Below are 20,737 nucleotides of genomic sequence, written 5' to 3' on the forward strand. Positions count from 1 at the left end.
CTTCCTTGATAGTTACAAAATAGACAGTTACATTTGTAACCATATACATGGAGGAGGATCAAGCCATGCTGGAAAAAACCCGGACGGCTACCGTCGATGCGCTGGCCAACAGCCCGCAATACATGCCCGGCTTCGGCAACGACTTCGAGACCGAGTCCCTCCCCGGCGCGCTGCCGCAAGGCCAGAACAGCCCGCAGAAATGCAATTACGGCCTTTATGCCGAGCAGCTGTCCGGCTCGCCCTTCACGGCACCGCGCGGCACCAACGAGCGCTCGTGGCTCTACCGCATCCGCCCGAGCGTGCGCCACACGCGGCGCTTTTCCAATGCCAGCTACCCCTTCTGGAAATCGGCGCCGTGCCTCGACGATCATTCCCTGCCGCTCGGCCAATTGCGCTGGAACCCGATCCCGGAACCCACCGAAAAACTCAACTTCCTCGCCGGCATCCGCACCATGACGGCCGCTGGCGACGTCATGACCCAGGTCGGCATGGCCGCCCACGCCTATATCTTCAACGACGACATGATCGACGACTATTTCTTCAATGCCGATGGCGAACTGCTGGTCGTGCCACAGCTCGGCACCATCCGGGTGTTCACCGAAATGGGCATCATCGACGTGGAGCCATCAGAGATCTGCCTGATCCCGCGCGGCATGATGTTCAAGGTCTCGCGGCTTGGCGAAGGCTCCACGTGGCGCGGTTACATCTGCGAGAACTACGGTGCCAAGTTCACCCTGCCGGATCGCGGCCCGATCGGCGCCAATTGCCTGGCCAATCCGCGCGACTTCAAGACGCCCGTGGCCGCCTACGAAGACAAGGAAACGCCGTGCCGGGTGCATGTGAAATGGTGCGGCAAGTTCTACGTTACCGAGATCGGCCATTCGCCGCTCGACGTCATCGCCTGGCACGGCAATTACGCACCTTTCAAATACGACCTGCGCACTTTCTCCCCGGTCGGCGCCATCCTGTTCGACCATCCGGACCCGTCGATCTTCACTGTGCTGACCGCACCGACGGAAGAGGCAGGCACCGCCAATGTCGATTTCGTCATCTTCCCGCCACGCTGGCTGGTCGCCGAGCACACATTCCGCCCGCCATGGTATCACCGCAATATCATGAGCGAATTCATGGGCCTAATCCACGGCCAGTATGACGCCAAGGAAGAGGGCTTCGTGCCCGGTGGCATGAGCCTGCACAACATGATGCTGCCGCACGGACCGGATGCGCCGGGCTTCGAGAAAGCCTCCAACACCGAACTCAAGCCGGTGAAGCTCGATCATACCATGGCCTTCATGTTCGAGACCCGCTACCCGCAGCAGCTGACCCGCTACGCCGCCGAACTCGAAACGCTGCAGGACAATTATCTCGAATGCTGGGACGCACTCGACCGTAAATTCGACGGCACGCCGGGTATCAAGTGAGCTAGCCAGTAATAACGGCCCCTCAGCCGGGCTGCCGGCCACCCTTCTCCTCGTAAACGGGGAGAAAGGACAAGCGGCAAACCCTCACCCTAACCCTCTCCCCGCCTGCGGGGAGAGGGTTAGGGTGAGGGGCAACGCAGCAAATAGATAAAACAACGGAAACCAAAATCATGAAGCTTGCCACTCTCAAGGACTCCACCCGCGACGGCCGTCTGGTTGTCGTCTCGCGTGATTTGACCCGTTGTTCCGAGGTCGGCCATATCGCCCGCACGCTGCAGGCGGCGCTGGACGACTGGGCCTATGTCGGCCCGCGCCTCGACGAGGTGGCGGAAGGGCTGGAAACCGGCGCGCAACCCTCCATGCGATTTCATGAAAGCGACGCCGCCTCTCCCCTGCCGCGCGCCTTCCAATGGGCGGACGGCTCGGCCTATGTCAATCACGTCGAACTGGTGCGCAAGGCCCGCAACGCCGAGATGCCGGCAACGTTTTGGACGGAGCCCTTGATGTACCAGGGCGGTTCGGATGCGTTCCTCGGTCCCCGCGACCCGATCGTCATGGCAGACGAGGCTTACGGCATCGACATGGAAGCCGAGATCGCCGTCATCGTCGATGACGTGCCGATGGCAGCGACAGTCGAGGACGCGCGGGCCGCGATCCGTCTGATCCTGCTGGTCAACGACGTCTCGTTGCGCGGCTTGATCCCGGCGGAACTCGCCAAGGGTTTCGGCTTCTTCCAGTCCAAACCGTCTTCGGCCTTCTCGCCTGTCACGGTAACGCCGGAAGAGCTCGGCGATGCCTGGGATGGCGGCAAGCTGCACCTGCCGCTGCTCGTCGATCTCAACGGAAAACCCTTCGGCCGCGCCAATGCGGGCATCGACATGACCTTCGATTTCGGCCAGCTCATTGCCCATGCCGCAAAAACCCGGCCGCTCTCAGCCGGCACCATCATCGGCTCCGGCACCGTCTCCAACAAGCTCGACGGCGGCCCGGGCAAGCCGGTCTCCGAAGGTGGCGTCGGTTATTCCTGCATTGCGGAAATCCGCACCATCGAAACCATCGAGAAAGGTACGCCGACGACGCCGTTCATGCATTTCGGCGATACCGTCCGCATCGAGATGAAGGACAAGGCGGGCCATTCGATCTTCGGCGCGATCGAGCAGACCGTGACGAAATATGAACCCCGCTGAGGTAGTCCCGATGACCACAACAGTTCTGTTCGACTACTGGCGCTCGTCGGCCAGCTACCGGGTGCGGATCGCGCTTAACATGCTGGCGATCCCCTATAGTGCTTCGCCCGTCGATCTCCTGAGCGGCCAGCACAAGCAGCCGGAGCATCTCGCCCGCAATCCGCAGGGTCTGGTCCCGGCCCTGTGGATCGACGGCCATATGCTGACCCAATCGCTTGCCATCATCGAGTATCTTTCGGAGACGCGTCAGAATACCAGCCTGCTGCCCAGCGATCCGCTCGGGCGCCAGCGTGTCAGGACGCTGTCCTATGCCATTGCCATGGATATCCATCCGACCTGCAATCTGGGCGTCGTCTTACACGTCATGCAGCAGGCGAGCGATCCGGAGGCGGCGCGCTCCGCCTGGATGCGCAAGTTCATTGGCGAAGGTCTTCAAGCCTTCGAACGCCTGCTCGACAATCCGGCGACCGGCGACTTCTGCCATGGCGACACGCCAAGCATGGCCGATCTCTGCCTCGTGCCGCAGATTTATAATGCCCGGCGCTGGAACGTCGATTTGACTGTCTGCCCACGCGCGGTGGCCATTGCCGACAAATGCGCCGCACTCCCCGCCCTTGTGGCAGCCCATCCAGATCAGGCCGCACCAAAATAGCTCAAATGCCTATCGGGCTGCTTTTCGCCGGAAGACGTTTTTGTCATAAGTGACGCCTTGGCCGGTGACGGCCATCTTCGCAACCAAACGCAGACTTCACCATGGATCAGGACTTCCTCATCGATGGCCCGGCAGACGCGGCCGTCACCATCCTGCTTGCCCACGGCGCCGGGGCGCCGATGGATTCCGCCTCGATGAATTCAGCCACTGCAGCACTTGTCGCCGTAGGATTTCGTGTCGCCCGCTTCGAGTTCGGCTACATGGCCGCCCGGCGCAGCTCCGAAACCCGCAAACCACCGCCAAAGGCAGAAAAGCTGATCCCCGAATACATGGCGGCCGTCGCCCGGCTCGGCGCCAGCGGACCGCTGATCATCGGCGGCAAGTCGATGGGTGGCCGCGTTGCCAGCATGGTCGCCGATGACCTTTTGTCGCAGGACGCGATCGCCGGCCTGCTCTGTCTCGGCTATCCGTTCCATCCACCCGGCAAGCCTGAAAACCTGCGCACCCAACATCTCGCCGGGTTGAAAACGCCGACGCTGATCTGCCAGGGCACCCGCGACGAATTCGGAACGCGCGAGGAGGTTGCAGGCTACGCACTATCAGGCAACATCCGCATCCTCTGGCTGGAAGACGGCGATCACGACCTGAAACCGCGCAAGACGGTCTCCGGTTTCTCGGCTGCCGGCCACATGAAGAGCATGGCCGGGACGATGATGGCCTGGTCGCAGGAAATAACACAGACGGTCTGAGAACGGCCTCCCCTGCCATCCACAAACCCGTCATCGGCCGCATGCTAGAAACCAGCCCAGTTGCGGCGCCGCTCTTTATTGTGACAGAAATCTGTGCTCTAGGGCCTTTCAACCAGAGGGCAGGCACGGTATGCCCTCCATATCCAGACGAACCCGTCCGCAGGAGACACGCGAAATGGCAGAAACAACCTACCCGATTCACGGCGAAATCACCGGTCCGATCGTGATGATCGGCTTTGGCTCCATCGGCCGCGGCACCCTGCCCCTGATCGAGCGCCACTTCAAATTCGACAAGAGCCGGATGGTTGTCATCGACCCGCGCGAAGACGCAGGCGACATGGAAATCCTTGCCAAGCATGGCGTTCGCCACATCAAGGAATATGTCACCAAGGACAACTACAAGGACCTTCTGAAGCCGCTTCTCACCGAAGGCGGCGGCCAGGGCTTCTGCGTCAACCTGTCGGTCGATACCGGCTCGGTTGACCTGATGAAACTCTGCCGCAAGCTCGACGTTCTCTACATCGACACGGTTATCGAGCCTTGGCTCGGCTTCTATTTCGACAAGAACATGAAGAATGCCGACCGCACCAACTATGCGCTGCGCGAAACGCTGCGCAAGGAAAAGGCCAAGAACCCGGGCGGCGCAACCGCCGTGTCCACCTGCGGTGCAAACCCGGGCATGGTCTCCTGGTTCGTCAAGCAGGCGCTGGTAAACCTTGCCAACGATCTCGACATCAAGTTCGAAGAGCCGGACCAGCATGACCGCGAAGGTTGGGCCAAGCTGATGAAGAAGACCGGCGTCAAGGGCATCCATATTGCCGAACGCGATACGCAGCTGACCAAGAACCCGAAGCCGCTAAACGTCTTCTGGAACACCTGGTCGGTCGAAGGCTTCATTTCCGAAGGCCTGCAGCCGGCCGAACTCGGCTGGGGCACTCACGAAAACTGGATGCCGAAGAACGCCAAGAAGCACAAGAAGGGCAACAAGGCCGCCATCTACCTGGAACAGCCGGGCGCCAACACCCGCGTCCGCACCTGGTGCCCGACGCCGGGCCCGCAGTACGGCTTCCTCGTCACCCACAATGAATCGATCTCGATCGCCGACTATTTCACGGTGAAGGACAAGGACGGCGACGTCACGTTCCGCCCAACCTGCCACTATGCCTATCACCCGGCCAATGACGCGGTTCTGTCGCTGCACGAAATGTTCGGCAATGGCGGCAATGCGCAGCCGGTTCACCACGTGCTCGACGAACACGAACTGGTCGACGGCATCGATGAACTCGGCGTCCTGCTCTACGGCCACGACAAGAACGCCTACTGGTATGGCTCGCGCCTGTCGCTGGAAGAAACCCGCCGCATCGCACCCTATCAGAATGCCACTGGCCTGCAGGTGACGTCCGCTGTTCTCTCCGGCATGGTCTGGGCTCTTGAAAACCCGACCGCCGGCATCGTCGAAGCCGACGAGATCGACTACAAGCGTTGCCTGGAAGTACAGACGCCGTATCTTGGCCCGGTCGAAGGACACTACACCGACTGGACCCCGCTCGACGGCCGTCCGGGCCTGTTCCCGGAAGAGCTCGACACCAAGGATCCGTGGCAGTTCAAGAACATTCTCGTTCGCTGAACCGACTGATTACGCTGGAATATTTAACGCCCGGGGAACGATCTCCGGGCGTTTTTCGTTATGGATCGAATAATACCTGCCGTGCCGGCGCCTCACTCTTGCTTTCAACTCCTGATCGCGGCATGGTTTTTTCAATCGAAAGACAGCTTTCCGCGCAGCCTCCGGGAGACCCATATGAAGCCGATCGCCATCCTGACAGTCCTGTCCGCCGCAGCTCTGGCCTCCTGCCAAGGCGGGGGACAAGTGCGGGAACTGCCGCAAAACCGCCAGATGGCGCCAGTTGGCGTCGAAGGCGCATGGGTCGATCCGAACGGAATCGTTTCGACATTCTCGGCAGGAACCTTCACCACCCGAACCACGGATACCAATCAGGTTCTGGCCTCTGGAAACTACGTCAATCTGTCGCCGAAGCTGGTCGAGATCAACATGACCTCGATGGTTCGCAAAACTCAGTCCAAGGTCAATTGCGCCATGGTGACGATGTCGCAGCTCAACTGCACCACGGATTCCGGCGCGCAGTTCTCGCTGTCCCGCAAGGTCTGATCAAAACTCAGGTCGCATTTTCGCGATCACGGCTATCAAAACCCTTCGGGCCTGGCGTCCGGAGGGTTTTCCTTTTCAGGGGCCACCAATCTGCACAGACCCTAAAAAAGCCCGCCACCGTCTCGGATGTCTCCGCATGACCGAGAAACACGCGCCGGAAGCCAAAGGCGGTTTTCGTCTGGCGCCTTCGATTTTAACCTTGCCGGAAGGCCTCGCGGGGATAGATCGATTTAATGCTTGATGTCGTTGCAACCAAATGAAACCATCGGTTCCGACCCAAGTGTCACAGCAGTGCTCTATTATGCTGACGACAAACACCAGGAACAGGAGACATCCATGATCAGACATTTGCGAACCGGGCTGATGACAGCCTCGATCCTTGCGCTTTCGTCCGGTGCCGCCTTCGCCGATTATGAATTGAACATCCTGCATATCAACGATTTCCACTCGCGCATCGAATCGATCAACAAGTACGATTCCACTTGCTCGACTGAGGAAGAAGGCAAGAGCGAGTGCTTCGGCGGCGTCGCACGGCTGAAAGTCGCCATCGATCAGAAGCGCCAGGAATTGACCGGCAAGAACGTCCTGCTGCTGAACGGTGGGGATAACTTCCAGGGATCGCTGTTTTTCACCACTTACAAGGGTGCTGCGGAGGCGGAGTTTCTCAACCTGATGAAGTTCGACGCCATGACCGTCGGCAATCACGAATTCGACGAAGGCGAGGACGGCCTTATCACCTTCCTCGACAAGGCCACCTTCCCGGTTCTCTCTTCCAACGTGCTTGCCGGCTACAAGTCCAAGCTCCTCGACCGCATCAAGCCCTCGCTGGTGCTGGAAGTCGGCGGCCAGAAGATCGGCATCGTCGGCGCGGTCACCAATGACACCACTGAAATCTCCTCGCCGGGCGACAATGTGCTGATCGGGCTCGATGTCGATACGATCACCACCGCCGTCCAGGACCTGAAGAAGCAGGGCGTCGACAAGATCATCGCGCTCACTCACGTCGGCTATCCGCGCGATCTCGCCGTCATTGCCAAGATCCCGGATGTCGATGTCGTTGTCGGCGGCCATTCGCACAGCCTGTTGTCCAACACCGACGAGAAGGCCGAAGGCCCCTATCCGACGATGGTCGACAATCCCGGCGGCTACAAGGTTCCGGTTGTCCAGGCCGGTTCCTACAGCAAGTATCTCGGCGATCTCGTCGTCAATTTCGACGATAACGGCGTCGTCAAATCCGCCAAGGGCGATCCGATCCTGATCGATTCCAAGTTCAAGCCCGACGAAGCGGTGCTTGCCCGCGTCAAGGAAATGGCCAAGCCGATCGAGGAGCTGAAAGCCAAGATCATCGGCAAGACGGAAGCGGCGATCGACGGCACCCGTGAATCCTGCCGTGCCAAGGAGTGCGAGATGGGCGACCTCGTGGCCGATGCCATGCTCGACCGCGTCAAAGGCCAGGGCGTGACCATCGCCATCACCAATGGTGGCGGCTTGCGCGCCTCGATCGATGCGGGCGACGTTTCCATGAGCGAGGCGATTACCGTTCTGCCGTTCCAGAACACCGTTGCGACCTTCCAGATCAAGGGCGCCGACATCAGCGCCGCGCTGGAAAACGGCCTCAGCCAGCTTGAGGAAGCCGGTGGCCGCTTTCCGCAGGTGGCCGGCATGAAGTTCTCCTTCGACAAATCCCGCCCCGTCGGCAGCCGGCTCTCCGTCGTCGAGGTCAAGGAAGGCGAAGCCTATGTGCCGCTCGATGCGGCCAAGACCTACAATGTCGTTACCAACAACTTCATGCGCAATGGCGGCGATGGCTACAGCGTCTTCAAGACCAAGGCCGAAAATGCCTATGATTACGGCCCTGGGCTGGAGACGGTCCTTGCCGACTACCTGACGGCCAACAATCCCTACAAACCCAAGACTGACGGCCGCATCACCGAAATCGCCCCTGCGACCCCGGCAGAACCCTCGACGCAGACCAGCACCGACACGGCCGTAACCACCGACGCCAAGCCGGCTGCGACGGAAACGGCGACACCGGAAGCCAAGCCTGCGGCGCAGCCGGCTGCAACAGCCGAAAACAAGCATGTTATCGTCAAGGGCGATACGTTCTGGGATCTGGCCAAGGCCGTCTACGGCAATGGTGAACTTTGGAAGACGATTGCCGATGCCAATGGCAACCCGGCCCCAAAACACCTGGAAATCGGCAAGGAACTGACGATTCCCGCCAGGTAAGACAATATGTCTCTTGCCAAACAGCCGGTCCGGGGTTTCCCGGGCCGGTTTTTCTTTTTAAGAACAGCGTGAACCGCAGGCGCCCCTTGCCGTATAAGAGGCTCCAACCCCGTACTTGCAGGATATGCCATGACCGCTGCCACCGAGATGACCGCCCCGAACCATCCGCCCGTCAAGTTTGGCAAGGTCGGTGTGCTGCTCGTCAACCTCGGCACGCCGGATGGCACAGACAAAGTGTCGATGCGGCGCTACCTCAAGGAATTCCTGATGGACCGGCGGGTGATCGAGTGGTCGCCCTTCTTCTGGTATCCGATCCTGTTCGGCATCGTCCTCAACACACGTCCCGCCAAGGTCGGCAAGGCTTATGAGACGATCTGGAACAAGGAGCTTGATGAGAGCTACCTGCGCACCTATACCCGCAATCAGGCGGAGACGATGGCGAAATCCTTCGCCGATCTGCCGAATGTCCGCGTCGATTGGGCCATGCGCTACGGCCAGCCGTCGATCAAGTCGAAGATGGACGAACTGCAGAAAGACGGCTGCGAAAGGATCCTCGTCTTCCCGCTCTATCCGCAATACGCCGCGGCAACGACGGCGACCGTCAACGACGAGGCGTTCAAGGCGCTTTTGAAAATGCGCTGGCAGCCGGCTTTGCGCACCGTTGCGCCCTATCACGACGACCCGGTCTACATCGAGGCGCTGGCCAATTCGATCACCAGCCACCTCGCCACGCTCGACTGGGAGCCGGAGGTGGTGCTGACATCCTTCCACGGCATCCCGCAGTCCTATTTCGACAAGGGCGATCCCTATTACTGTCAGTGTCAGAAGACGGCGCGGCTGGTGCGCGAAAAGCTCGGATGGTCCAAGGAAAAGCTGCAGGTCACCTTCCAGTCCCGCTTCGGCCCGGAAGAATGGCTGCAGCCCTATACCGACAAGACCGTCGAGAAACTCGGCAAGGAAGGCATCAAGCGCATCGCCGTGATCAATCCGGGCTTCGTGTCGGATTGCCTGGAAACGCTTGAGGAAATCGCGGTGGAAGCCGCCGAGACGTTCCACCATGCTGGCGGCGAGAAATTCGCCCATATCCCGTGCCTGAACGACAGCCAGGGTGGCATGACCGTGCTGGAGCACGTGGTGCGCCGGGAATTGCAGGGCTGGGTTTAACCACCCTCCTTGCCGGGAACGACGCTCGGCGGGCACGAGAAATTCGGCCGTCTTCTTGCAAATAAGCTGACCAACTGCCACGTGTTGTCCTAGAGTGCATCCAACAACAAGACGCACCCAAAAGGAGAATCACCCCTATGCCCTTGGCCGGACTGGACATCGTCGTCATCGCCTTCGTGGTACTCGTCATCCTTGTGCTGTTCGCCGGCATCAAGACGGTACCGCAAGGATATCGCTACACGGTGGAACGTTTCGGCCGCTATACAAGAACCCTCGAGCCCGGCCTCAACATCATCATTCCGTTCATCGACAAGATCGGCGCCCGGATGAATGTCATGGAGCAGGTGCTCGACGTGCCGACGCAGGAAGTCATCACCCGGGACAATGCCAGCTGCGCTGCCGATGCCGTCGCCTTCTACCAGGTGCTGAACGCCGCCGAGGCCGCCTATCAGGTCTCCGACCTGCAGAGCGCCATCCTCAACCTGACGATGACCAACATCCGTTCGGTGATGGGCTCGATGGATCTCGACGAACTTTTGTCCAATCGCGAGATCATCAACGACAAGCTGCTGCATGTGGTCGATGAAGCCGTTGGTCCGTGGGGCATCAAGGTGACCCGCGTCGAGATCAAGGATATCCAGCCGCCGAAGGATCTGGTCGATGCCATGGCGCGCCAGATGAAGGCCGAGCGCGAAAAGCGCGCTCAGGTTCTGGAGGCCGAAGGGTCGCGTAACGCCCAGATCCTGCGCGCCGAAGGTGCCAAGCAATCGGCCATTCTGCAGGCCGAAGGCCAGCGCGAGGCCGCCTTCCGCGATGCCGAGGCCCGCGAACGCCTGGCCGAGGCAGAAGCCAAGGCGACGAAGATGGTCTCCGAAGCCATCGCCGCCGGCGACGTGCAGGCGATCAACTACTTCGTTGCCCAGAAATACACCGAGGCCATGGCCGCGATCGGTACCGCACCGAATTCCAAGATCGTGCTGATGCCGATGGAAGCCTCCTCGCTGATCGGCTCGCTCGGCGGCATCGGTGCGATCGCGCGCGAAGTCTTCGGCAATGGCGGCGGCGATGCGCCGGCCCCGGTACGCCAGGTGACCCCACGCACGGCGCCCGTGCGCAATCCGTTCGATACGGCCAAACAGGAAGGCTGACCGATGATCGAGCGCGTCATCCTCGAACTGGGGCCGTGGAGCTGGTGGGTTCTGGGTCTGGTGCTTTTGGCCGCCGAAGTCGTCGCACCTGGCGTCTTTCTCGTCTGGATCGGTATTGCGGCCATCATCACCGGCGCCCTTTCGCTGCTGCTCTGGGACGCCGGCTTCTGGGTCTGGCAGGCACAGCTGGTGTTCTTTGCCGTTTTCTCCGTCGCAGCGGCGGTCATCGGCCGCCGGCTGCTCGCCCGTTCGGGCGATACGACCGACGAACCGCTGCTCAACCAGCGGGGTGCGAGCCTTATCGGCCGTACCGCCGTACTGGAACAGCCGATTGCCGAGGGGCGCGGCCGCATCCGGCTCGACGACACCACCTGGACCGTCAACGGACCGGACCTTGCCGCCGGTGCCCGCGTCAAGGTGATCGGCAGCAACGGCGGCCGCCTGACCGTCGAAAGCGCCTGAAAATAAAGCCGAATGCCGTTTCGGAAAGGAATGGTTAACCACATCCGTTTACGGTTGTTCAACACTGGTAAACGGATTTCCGGGCATTCGGCAGATGACGCCATTCTATCCACGCACGAAGAGGACGACCCTCGCGCGCCCGGCAGCCACTGCGGCTTGGCTGATGGCCGGCTGTGCGCTGTTTTTGCCGCAAAACGTCTCTGCCCAGGCTCTTCTTCCCGCATCGGACAGCACCGCCCCTGCAACCACGGCCACAGCATTACCCGGAACAGCACTGCCCGGCGCGGAGCCTGCAGCGGATGCAGCGATCACCACCGGTTCGATCAGCACCGATGCCGGTGAACCGTTGCTCAACGACCCCACGGTCGACGAGGATATGGCTCGCACCAACCTGCGCCAAAATACCGTCGATGGCCTCAGATCGCAGCTCGATATCGGTCGTAACGATGCACAGGGCGTCCGGTTTGGCAGCTTCATACTGAAGCCGGCCCTCGGCCAGACCTATAATTTCGAAAGCAACAAGACCGGCAGTTCCAAGCAGAGCCGCAGCTATCTTGAGACCGGACTGAAGGGCACGCTCACCTCCGACTGGTCCCGCCACCAGCTGACGGTGACCGGTGAAGGCACATGGCAGCGCAATGTCTCCGGCTCCGGAGAGACGGAACCGACCGCCGACATCGAGGCGGCGCTCAGGCTCGACCTTTCCGAACAGACGACCGCGACGCTCAAGGGAGGCTATCATTTCGAGCGCGAGGATTCGACCGACCCGAACGCGATCACCAATGCGAGCGTCCAGTCCGGCATCGATCAATATACGCTGGGCGCCGGTATCGAGCGCGATTTCGGCATCCTGCGCGGCTCCGCCAAGATCGATTTCGACCGCTATGTCTATGGTAGTGCCGAACTCGACAATGGCGGCACGCTGTCGATGAAAGACAGAAACCGCAATGCCGGTGCTGTCACCGTGCGTGTCGGCTACGAGCTTTCGCCGGCACTCATTCCATTCATCGAGGCATCGGCCGGAAAGTCGATCTACGACCTGCGCAGGGATACGCTCGGGTTCGAACGGTCCTATGACAGCTACGGCGCCCGCGCCGGTATCGAGGCTGATCTGGGCGAGAAGCTCAATGGCGAGATCGCCCTCGGCTATCAAACCTACCGGTTCGACGACAACCGGCTCGACGAGTTGAAGGGCTTCACCGTCGATGGCACGATCAACTGGTCACCGCAGCGCGGCACTGACGTAGCCTACGGCATTTCCACCGGCCTCGAGCCATCGACGACCGCTGGCGAAAGCGGCGCCATGGTCTATACGCTGAGCAGCCGGGCGACCCACGAATTACGCACCGCTCTCGTGGCTCGGCTGTCGAACAGCCTGACCCTTCGCAATTTCCCCAGCGGCAATTCGGATGACGAAAAAGTCTGGGCGACGGGTGCGGGCCTCACCTGGGACCTCAACCGCTACCTCGCCCTGACGGGCGACGTCAGCTACGAGCACACGACCCGCGACAGCGGCCCGGCGACCAATGTCGCCCGCGTCGGCGTCGGACTGACCCTGCGCCGCTGACCCGACAACGAAAAGAGCCCGCCGACCATTCCGCCAACGGGCTCTTTTGCGTCTATCGGATGGGTTGCTTCAGGTCCTGCAACAAAGCCTTCAGAGGACCTTCCACGCCCGGCCGGATGTCGCCGCGCGCCAAGGCGAAAGCGACGTTGGCCAGGATGAAGCCTTCCTTCATGCCGCAGTCATAGGTGTTGCCGCGGAAATGATACCCGGCGAAATCCTGCGTCTGGGCAAGCTTGAGCATGCCGTCGGTCAGCTGGATCTCGTTACCGGCGCCGCGCTCCTGCGTCGCCAGGATCGAGAAGATTTCCGGCTGGAGGATGTAACGGCCGTTGATGAAGAAGTTCGACGGGGCGGTACCCTGCGGCGGCTTTTCGACCATCTTGGTGATCTTGAACCCGTCGCCGACCTTTTCGCCAGCGCCGACGATACCGTATTTATGGGTCTGGTCCGGCGCGCATTCTTCGACGGCGATGACGTTACCGCCGCTCTGCTCGTAAAGCTCGACCATGCCCTTCAGGCAGCCCTTTTCGGACTGCATGATCATGTCGGGCAAGAGCAGCGCAAAAGGCTCGTCGCCAACGAGTTCGCGGGCACACCAGACGGCGTGGCCAAGCCCAAGCGGCGATTGCTGGCGGGTGAAGCTGGTGCTGCCGGCAACCGGCAGAATGCTTTCGAGAAGCGTCAGTTCCGCCGTCTTGTTACGCTCGCGCAGGGTCTGTTCCAGCTCGACCTGGATATCGAAATAGTCCTCGATCACGTGCTTGCTGCGGCCGGTGACGAAGATCAGATGTTCGATGCCCGCATTCAACGCCTCGTCCACGACATACTGGATCACCGGCCTGTCGACGACGGTCAGCATTTCCTTCGGAACGGCTTTGGTCGCGGGCAGGAATCGGGTCCCCAGGCCGGCGACAGGGAAAACGGCTTTACGAACTTTACGCTTGTCAGTCATTGACATCTCCAGGATCACAGCAGCGTGATTTAAAACGGTTAGGGTCTCTATCAATAGGCAATAAACGTAAAATTGCTATTTTTTTGCAAAGGAAGACCTTACCAACCATTCATGGTAAAGAATTTGTTGACTTCATTTTCGTAAGATTTCGTTTCTGGCGGTTGCCTCTCGGGCTGAACGGCTAGAGAATGGAACCACATGCATGTAACCTGTGCATGAAGCTGGCTCTAAGACTGTAAATTTGCGCACCGCCGGTCACCCCTGATCGCAGCAGAGCGCCGACCAACGGAAACGACAGCTGATGACAAAGACCCGACACACCCTCCTTCGCTGTGCTGCCGCCGCATTGATGACAGCCGCAGCCCTGTTTTCCCCGGCAACAGCCTCGGCTGACGCGGGTTTCGAGACCTGGATCAACAGCTTCTATGCCACCGCCGCCAAGAGCGGCATCACCAAGGCGACCTACCGCCAGGCTTTCGCCGGCGTGAAGACGCCCGATCCGGACGTGCTGCAGAAAGCTGCCTATCAGCCCGAGTTCAAGAGCAAGATCTGGGAATATATCGACAGCCGCGTCAATCCCTACACCCGCAAGGTCGGGCAGGAGATGGCGGTCAAGCATGGTCGCACGCTCGCGGCGCTCGAGAAGCATTTCGGTATCGACAGGAACGTGCTCCTGGCCATCTGGTCGATGGAATCCAACTACGGCGCCGTGCTGGAAAAGGACGATCGCCTGCATTACGTGCCGCGCGCTCTCGCCACGCTTGCCTATGCCGATCCGAAACGGTCCAAATATGCCAAGACGCAATTGATCGCGGCTCTGAAGATCCTGCAGAACGGCGATGTCACGCCGCGCGAGCTGAACGGCTCCTGGGCCGGTGCCATGGGCCACACGCAATTCATTCCGACCAGCTACCTGCTCTACGCAGTCGATGCCGACGGCAATGGCCATAAAGACATCTGGAACTCGGTGCCGGACGCGCTCGCGACCGCAGCCAACCTGTTGAAGAAGAACGGCTGGCAATCCGGACAGACCTGGGGTTATGAGGTCTCCCCGCCGAAAAACGGCAGCCAGTATGCCGGCCAGACGAAGACGGTTGCCCAGTGGGCAGCACTTGGTTTCACCCGCCCCAACGGCAAGGGTTTCCGCAACGGCGACGCCCGCGCCGAGCTGAAAATGCCCGGCGGCGATGGCAGCCCAGGCTTCCTGATGACCAAGAATTTCTTCGTCATCAAGCGCTACAACGCCTCGGACTCCTATGCGCTGGGCGTTGGCCTTCTGGCAGACGAGATCGCCGGCTATGGCGGCATGCAGCAGGCGTGGAGCCGCCCGGACGGTTCGCTCGACATCAAGCAGAAGTTCGAGCTGCAGTCCCGCCTGAAGGAACTCGGCTATTACGACGGCGAAGTCGACGGCAATTTCGGCTCCGGCTCCAAGGCCGCCATCCAGGCCTTCCAGAACCGCAATGGCCTTTCGCCTGACGGCGAACCGACCCAGCACCTGTTGAAGGCGTTGCGGAAGTAACATTCCGGGGCGTTGAACGCTCTCAATTGCGGCGCAATCCTTGTGCATCCTTGATGCGGCGCCTTTCGAAAGAGAGGCGTTGCGCGCTTGCGTAGAGACACTTTAGACGTCGGGCCAGAACAGTGCGGAACAGGTGCATGAGCGGCAGAGACAGCAGCAGCGGCCTTCACCGGCTGTTCAACGGTCTGATCGTCGTCGCGATCAGCCTGACTGCGTTCGTCATGGAGCCACCCCGCCAGGCGCAAGCGCAAGAACGCCGGACCATTCTCGACATGCTTTTCGGATTTGGCCGCCGGCAAGCGCCTCCCGTCTACGACGACGCTCCGATCTACGAGCCTCGGCAAAGGCAGCCACAGCAGCAGCAACGTCCGAAGGTCAGAAAGACACAGCAAAAGGCGAAACCGGCGCCTGCCGAGCCCGCCCCCGTCGTCGTCGAAAAGCTGGAAACGGCCAAGAAGGTCCTCGTCGTCGGCGACTTTGTTGCCGGCAGTCTTGGCGACGGACTGAAGACTGCCTTTGAGACGACCCCAGGCATCGTCATCGAAACCCGCGCCAATGGCTCCTCCGGACTTGTTCGCGAGGACTATTTCAACTGGCCGGAAAACCTGTCCGCCTATATCTCAGAAACGAAACCGGCACTGATCATCATCAGCCTCGGCGCCAACGAGCGTCAGCAGATGTCGATCGGCGGTGAGAAGGAAAAATTCCGCACCGACCGCTGGCTTGCCGAGTATACCCGCCGGGCCGGCGCCTTCGCTGCGCTTGCCCGCAAGGACAAGACGCCGATGCTCTGGGTCGGCATGCCGCCTTTCCAGTCGACGTCGATGACCGCCGATATGGTGACCCTGAACGGGGTCTTCCGCACGGAAGCCGAAAAGGTCGGCGGTACCTTTGTCGATATCTGGGATGGCTTCGTCGATGAGGACGGAAAATTCGTCATGACGGGCTCCGATATCAACGGCCAGCAGGTCCGTCTGCGCGGATCGGACGGTATCAACCTCACCAAGGCGGGCAAGCGCAAGCTCGCCTTCTATGTCGAAAAGGATATCCGCAAGCTTCTGGGCGATGCTGCCGCCTCGGCCCAGGATATTCCCGGCGCCGACGGCATGAAGGACCTGGTCGTCGCTGCCCCGACGGCCAACGAGGATATTCTCCAGACCCAGCCGATCGGTCTCAACGATCCCGAACTGGACGGCTCCACCACCCTTCTCGGTGGGGGCGCGGTCTTGACGAGCAACGGCAAGAGCCCGCGCGACCGTCTCGTTGAAAAGGGCGAAGTGGCCGCAGCGCCGGCGGGGCGGGTGGATGATTTCCGATTATCAAAACCGGACACGGTGATCAGCAATCCGGTATTCCGCAACTAACCCTGCTCAAGCATAAAACCCCGTCCTCCTTCCGCCGGGAGAACGGGGTCTTCGGCAGCCCGCATCTTGCGAATAAGGCTGCCAACCGGGGTCAGGTTGCCGCGAACGGCACGGCTATGAAGGTCTTCTGATCGCCGCGTTCGATGAGCAGCAGCACGGATTTGCGCCCGGACTTCACCGCATTGGCGATCGCAGTTTTCACATCGCTGGCGCCAAGGACGGCCTTGTCGTTGACCGAGACGATGACATCGCCCGTCTGGATACCGGCAGCGGCAGCCGGCTTGTCCGGGTTGACCTTGGCAACGACGGCACCGGTCGCATTGTCAGGCAGCTTCAGTTCCTGGCGAACATCCGGTGTCAGGTCGGCAAGGGCCACGCCGATGCTCGGACCGGTCTGCATCTTGCTGTCGTCCCTGGTAGCAGAAGCCTGCTTCTCGTCGCCGTCATTGCCGCCGACGGTGACGCGGAGGTCAACAGTTCTGCCATCACGCCAGACGGTCATGGCTTCCTTTGCGCCCGGGGACAGATCGGCAACCAGCCGCGACAGATCGTGCGGTGACTTTACCGCTTCGCTGCCGACACTCATGATGATATCGCCGGTCTTCACACCCGCATGGGCCGCCGGCGTCCCCGCGTTGACGGTAGCGACCAGAGCGCCTTCCGCCTTGGCGAGCCCGACCGCGTCGGCAACATCCGCCGTCACCGGCTGGATCTGGACGCCAAGATAACCGTGGTCGATCGATCCGCTCTTTTCCAGCTTGGCGACGACCTTCTGCGCCTGATCGGACGGGATGGCGAAACCGACACCGACGCTACCTCCGTTCGGCGAATAGATCGCGGTATTGATCCCGACGACATTGCCGGCATGATCGACGAGGGGGCCACCGGAATTGCCATGGTTGATCGGCGCGTCGATCTGGATGAAGTCGTCATAGGGGCCACTGTGCAGATCGCGGCCACGGGCCGAAACGATACCGGCGGTGACCGTCGTGCCGATGCCGAAGGGGTTTCCGATCGCCAGAATCTGGTCGCCCAGCTTCAATGCGTCGGAATCGCCCCAGGCGATCGTGGCCAGGGGCTTGCCGGCCGTGATCTTGAGCACGGCGAGATCGGACTTCGGATCGGCGCCCAGCAGCTTGGCCGGCAGTTCCGTACCATCATCCAGCGTCACCTTGATATCGATGGCGTTGTCGATCACATGGTTGTTGGTGACGATGATGCCATCGCTGCTGACGATGAAGCCGGACCCAAGGGCCATTCCGCGTTCACCTTCCTGGTGCTGCGGAGCTTGCTTGGGCATGGGAATGCCCTGCTGCTCGAAGAACTGGCGGAATTGCTCGTCCATCGGCGCGTTGTCGCCGCTGTCGCTGACATCGGTAGCCTTCATGGTCGTGGCGATGGTGACGACCGCCGGCTTGTCGGCAGAAACGACATCGGCAAAGGAGCCGCTGGACACCAGCGGCGCGGTGGCTAGCGCGGACGCTGCCATTGCAGGTGTGGGATGAATGGTGAAGGGGAACGCCGCCGCGCCGACCAGGATGGCGGCTCCGACCAGCGCTGCGGCACGGTGAGTCAGGAGAATGTTGGACATGACAAAGGGTCCCTTACGAATGCGTTGGGGTGCGGCGTCATGGCTCCCTGTGATGGGAACGCGGCGTCGGGTGATCGGCAGCGTTTCTTCCACGATTTATCTTCAGAGATGCGCCTGAACTGGCGATCAATACTGATGGATCATAAAATACGCTTGAGATGGATATTATAACTGCTGCGAATATTTACAAATTAAAGGTTTATTACCGTTTCATTGCAGCAAGTTAATGTTGCATGGGATCGCGGCGCCATACTTCAACCCAAGTGCAGGCGGCGCGCCGTTGCAACGGAACGGCCAACGCCGCGCACCAGCCCGGCACGCGGCGTTTCCAATGGGGTTTGCCTTAAGCCAGAAGGCGGGCTTGATTAACGCGGCAGAACGGTCGAGCCCATCAGCGCTTCATCGATCGCCCGGGCTGCCTGGCGGCCTTCGCGGATCGCCCAGACGACCAGAGACTGGCCACGGCGCACGTCACCGGCCGCCCAGACCTTGTCGACCGAGGTCCGGTAGTCCTTGTCATTGGCGGTGACGAAGGAGCCGCCGCGCTTGTCCTTGCCGATGGTGAGCTTCTCGCCCATGTCCTTCAGAACGCTGTCGGTGCCTGGGCCACTGAAGCCGATGGCGATGAAGGCGAGATCAGCCTTGATGACGAATTCCGTACCGGCAATCGGCTTGCGGCGCTCATCGACCTGACAGCACTTGACGCCGGTCAGCACGCCGTCTTCGCCGACGAACTCAAGCGTCGCCACCTGGAATTCGCGCACCGCACCTTCGGCCTGCGATGACGACGTGCGCATCTTGGTGGCCCAGAACGGCCAGACGGACAGCTTGTCTTCCTTTTCCGGCGGCTGCGGGCGGATGTCGAGCTGGGTGACCTTGACGGCACCCTGACGGAACGCTGTACCGACGCAGTCGGACGCGGTATCGCCGCCGCCGACGACGACGATATGCTTGCCCCCGGCCAGGATCGGGTCCGACGGCCAGCCGACGCTGTCGATGTTTTCGCGGCCGACACGGCGGTTCTGCTGGACGAGATAAGGCATCGCATCATGGACGCCGTGGAATTCGACGCCCGGAATACCGGCATCGCGCGGCGTTTCGGCACCGCCGCAATAGAGCACGGCATCATGCTCTTCGATCAGGCTGTCAACGGTGCGATCAACACCGACATTGACGCCGCAATGAAAGGTCACGCCTTCGCCGCGCATCTGATCGACGCGGCGGTCGATGAAGTTCTTCTCCATCTTGAAGTCCGGAATACCGTAGCGCAGCAGTCCGCCGGGCTTGGATTCACGCTCAAACACATGAACTTCGTGACCGGCGCGGGCAAGCTGCTGAGCCGCTGCCATACCGGCAGGACCCGAACCGATGATCGCCACCTTCCTGCCGGTCTTGGTGAAGGCCGGCTGCGGCACGATATAGCCCATTTCATAGGCCTTGTCGGCAATCGCCTGCTCGACGGTCTTGATCGTCACCGGCGCGTCTTCAAGGTTCAGCGTGCAGGCTTCCTCACACGGCGCCGGGCAGATGCGGCCGGTGAATTCCGGAAAATTGTTGGTTGAGTGCAGGTTGCGGATCGCCTCCTCCCAGTTGCCATTATAGACCAGATCGTTCCAGTCGGGGATCTGGTTGTGCACCGGGCAGCCGGTCGGGCCATGACAATAGGGGATGCCACAGTCCATGCAGCGCGCCGCCTGTTTCTGCACTTCCGGTTCCGACATCGGGATTGTGAACTCGCGGAAATGCCGAATACGGTCCGACGCCGGCTGATACTTCGCCAGCTGCCGGTCGATTTCCATGAAGCCTGTGACCTTGCCCATATCGTGTTCGTCCCTGTGTCTCATCGCCGCTCACCGCAGCCAATTTTCAATCTTCAGTCCCGGCACGCGGGAAAATTCGCCTTCATTTGCCGTCACCAGCACAGCGTCGAGGGCCAGCGCATGTGCCGCGATCCACAAATCGTTCGGGCCAATGTTCAAACCTTTTCTCAGCGCCAACCTGACTTCAGCGTATCTCTGGTCGCCCGGCATGGTGAACGGCGCAACATGAAGTCGTTTTGTGACGTTCGAAACCTTTTGAGCTAGCTCTTCCGAGTCCCGTTTCCGAACCCCGTACCAGACTTCCGCGTGAACGAAGATGCTTGTGAAGACATTGCCTTCGCCGACCTCTTGCAACTTCTGGAATACTTTTCCCCGCGGTTCAAAAATGATCGCCGAGATCATGTTCGTATCGAGCATGTACCTCATGGCAGGTCGATTTCGTCCAGCGGCCCAAGGTCCCCATCATCCTCGACGAACGCACCACCAGTCCAAGGTTCGGCGGTTTTGAGATAATCGACCAATCCGACAGTTTCCGCTGTCCGGATGAGGATAGAACCATCCGGCTGCTGATTCATGATGACGTTCTCGCCGGCCAATTCAAACTCCTTTGGAATTCGGATCGCACGGCTTCTGCCATTCTTGAAAACGCTGACCTTGATGCCGGCGCCGTCAACAACCGAATGTTCGTTCATCTCAACCTCCGCCGTTGTCATATGCCAATGTCATATCACAAATTCAC

18 protein-coding genes are annotated in these 20,737 nt (G+C 60.7%); 13 read left to right on the top strand and 5 right to left on the bottom strand.

Features of this window, described 5'->3' with window-relative positions; all coding sequences use genetic code 11:
• Positions 1-65: 65 nt before the first annotated feature.
• From hmgA to ACP7E6_RS10530, 11 genes are all read left to right on the top strand, one after another.
• Positions 66-1,421, top strand: a complete 1,356-nt coding sequence (gene hmgA / locus ACP7E6_RS10480) for a homogentisate 1,2-dioxygenase (protein ID WP_426229716.1) — start codon at positions 66-68, stop codon at positions 1,419-1,421.
• Positions 1,422-1,591: 170 nt separating this feature from the next.
• Positions 1,592-2,608, top strand: coding sequence for a fumarylacetoacetate hydrolase family protein (locus tag ACP7E6_RS10485; RefSeq protein WP_426229717.1), 1,017 nt, complete (start codon positions 1,592-1,594; stop codon positions 2,606-2,608).
• 10 nt (positions 2,609-2,618) lie between these two features.
• Complete coding sequence (gene maiA / locus ACP7E6_RS10490) at positions 2,619-3,260, top strand: maleylacetoacetate isomerase (RefSeq protein WP_426229718.1); 642 nt, start codon at positions 2,619-2,621, stop codon at positions 3,258-3,260.
• A 101-nt stretch (positions 3,261-3,361) separates the two neighbouring features.
• Complete coding sequence (locus ACP7E6_RS10495; protein WP_426229719.1) at positions 3,362-4,009, top strand: alpha/beta family hydrolase; 648 nt, start codon at positions 3,362-3,364, stop codon at positions 4,007-4,009.
• A gap of 175 nt (positions 4,010-4,184) precedes the next feature.
• Positions 4,185-5,636 (top strand): homospermidine synthase, encoded by a 1,452-nt coding sequence (locus ACP7E6_RS10500; protein WP_426229720.1) that lies wholly within the window; start codon positions 4,185-4,187, stop codon positions 5,634-5,636.
• 174 nt (positions 5,637-5,810) lie between these two features.
• Entirely contained in the window at positions 5,811-6,179 is a 369-nt protein-coding gene (gene omp10, locus ACP7E6_RS10505) for an outer membrane lipoprotein Omp10 (RefSeq protein ID WP_426229721.1), read from the top strand.
• Between the two features lie 336 nt (positions 6,180-6,515).
• Positions 6,516-8,408 (top strand): 5'-nucleotidase C-terminal domain-containing protein, encoded by a 1,893-nt coding sequence (locus ACP7E6_RS10510; RefSeq protein WP_426229722.1) that lies wholly within the window; start codon positions 6,516-6,518, stop codon positions 8,406-8,408.
• Positions 8,409-8,537: 129 nt separating this feature from the next.
• On the top strand, positions 8,538-9,572 hold the full coding sequence (gene hemH / locus ACP7E6_RS10515) for a ferrochelatase (protein WP_426229723.1): 1,035 nt from the start codon (positions 8,538-8,540) through the stop codon (positions 9,570-9,572).
• A gap of 137 nt (positions 9,573-9,709) precedes the next feature.
• Positions 9,710-10,720 carry an SPFH domain-containing protein gene (locus ACP7E6_RS10520; RefSeq protein WP_426229724.1) on the top strand — a complete coding sequence of 337 codons (1,011 nt, stop codon included), beginning with the start codon at positions 9,710-9,712 and terminating at the stop codon, positions 10,718-10,720.
• A 3-nt stretch (positions 10,721-10,723) separates the two neighbouring features.
• Positions 10,724-11,182: an NfeD family protein gene (locus ACP7E6_RS10525; RefSeq protein ID WP_426229725.1), complete on the top strand. Its 459-nt coding sequence runs from the start codon at positions 10,724-10,726 to the stop codon at positions 11,180-11,182.
• Between the two features lie 94 nt (positions 11,183-11,276).
• Complete coding sequence (locus ACP7E6_RS10530) at positions 11,277-12,749, top strand: outer membrane beta-barrel protein (protein ID WP_426229726.1); 1,473 nt, start codon at positions 11,277-11,279, stop codon at positions 12,747-12,749.
• Positions 12,750-12,801: 52 nt separating this feature from the next.
• On the opposite strand, the gene galU is transcribed toward ACP7E6_RS10530, so the two are convergent.
• On the bottom strand, positions 12,802-13,701 hold the full coding sequence (galU, locus tag ACP7E6_RS10535; protein WP_426229727.1) for a UTP--glucose-1-phosphate uridylyltransferase GalU: 900 nt from the start codon (positions 13,699-13,701) through the stop codon (positions 12,802-12,804).
• Positions 13,702-14,002: 301 nt separating this feature from the next.
• Here galU and ACP7E6_RS10540 point away from each other — a divergent pair, with 301 nt between their 5' ends.
• Positions 14,003-15,223, top strand: coding sequence for a lytic murein transglycosylase (locus tag ACP7E6_RS10540; protein ID WP_426229728.1), 1,221 nt, complete (start codon positions 14,003-14,005; stop codon positions 15,221-15,223).
• A gap of 137 nt (positions 15,224-15,360) precedes the next feature.
• Positions 15,361-16,587, top strand: coding sequence for a DUF459 domain-containing protein (locus tag ACP7E6_RS10545; protein ID WP_426229729.1), 1,227 nt, complete (start codon positions 15,361-15,363; stop codon positions 16,585-16,587).
• Between the two features lie 91 nt (positions 16,588-16,678).
• Here ACP7E6_RS10545 and ACP7E6_RS10550 read toward each other — a convergent pair whose 3' ends face one another.
• From ACP7E6_RS10550 to ACP7E6_RS10565, 4 genes are all read right to left on the bottom strand, one after another.
• Positions 16,679-18,178, bottom strand: coding sequence for a DegQ family serine endoprotease (locus ACP7E6_RS10550; protein ID WP_426229730.1), 1,500 nt, complete (start codon positions 18,176-18,178; stop codon positions 16,679-16,681).
• A gap of 365 nt (positions 18,179-18,543) precedes the next feature.
• Entirely contained in the window at positions 18,544-19,998 is a 1,455-nt protein-coding gene (locus tag ACP7E6_RS10555) for a glutamate synthase subunit beta (RefSeq protein WP_426229939.1), read from the bottom strand.
• A gap of 30 nt (positions 19,999-20,028) precedes the next feature.
• A complete protein-coding gene (locus ACP7E6_RS10560) occupies positions 20,029-20,415 on the bottom strand; it encodes a type II toxin-antitoxin system VapC family toxin (protein WP_426229731.1) in 387 nt (128 codons plus the stop codon).
• A 5-nt stretch (positions 20,416-20,420) separates the two neighbouring features.
• The gene (locus ACP7E6_RS10565) at positions 20,421-20,690 is read right to left on the bottom strand and encodes an antitoxin (protein ID WP_426229732.1); all 270 of its coding nucleotides are present in this window, start codon (positions 20,688-20,690) and stop codon (positions 20,421-20,423) included.
• Positions 20,691-20,737: the final 47 nt, after the last annotated feature.

This window comes from Pararhizobium sp. DWP3-4 (assembly GCF_049898205.1).
GTDB lineage: Bacteria > Pseudomonadota > Alphaproteobacteria > Rhizobiales > Rhizobiaceae > Pararhizobium.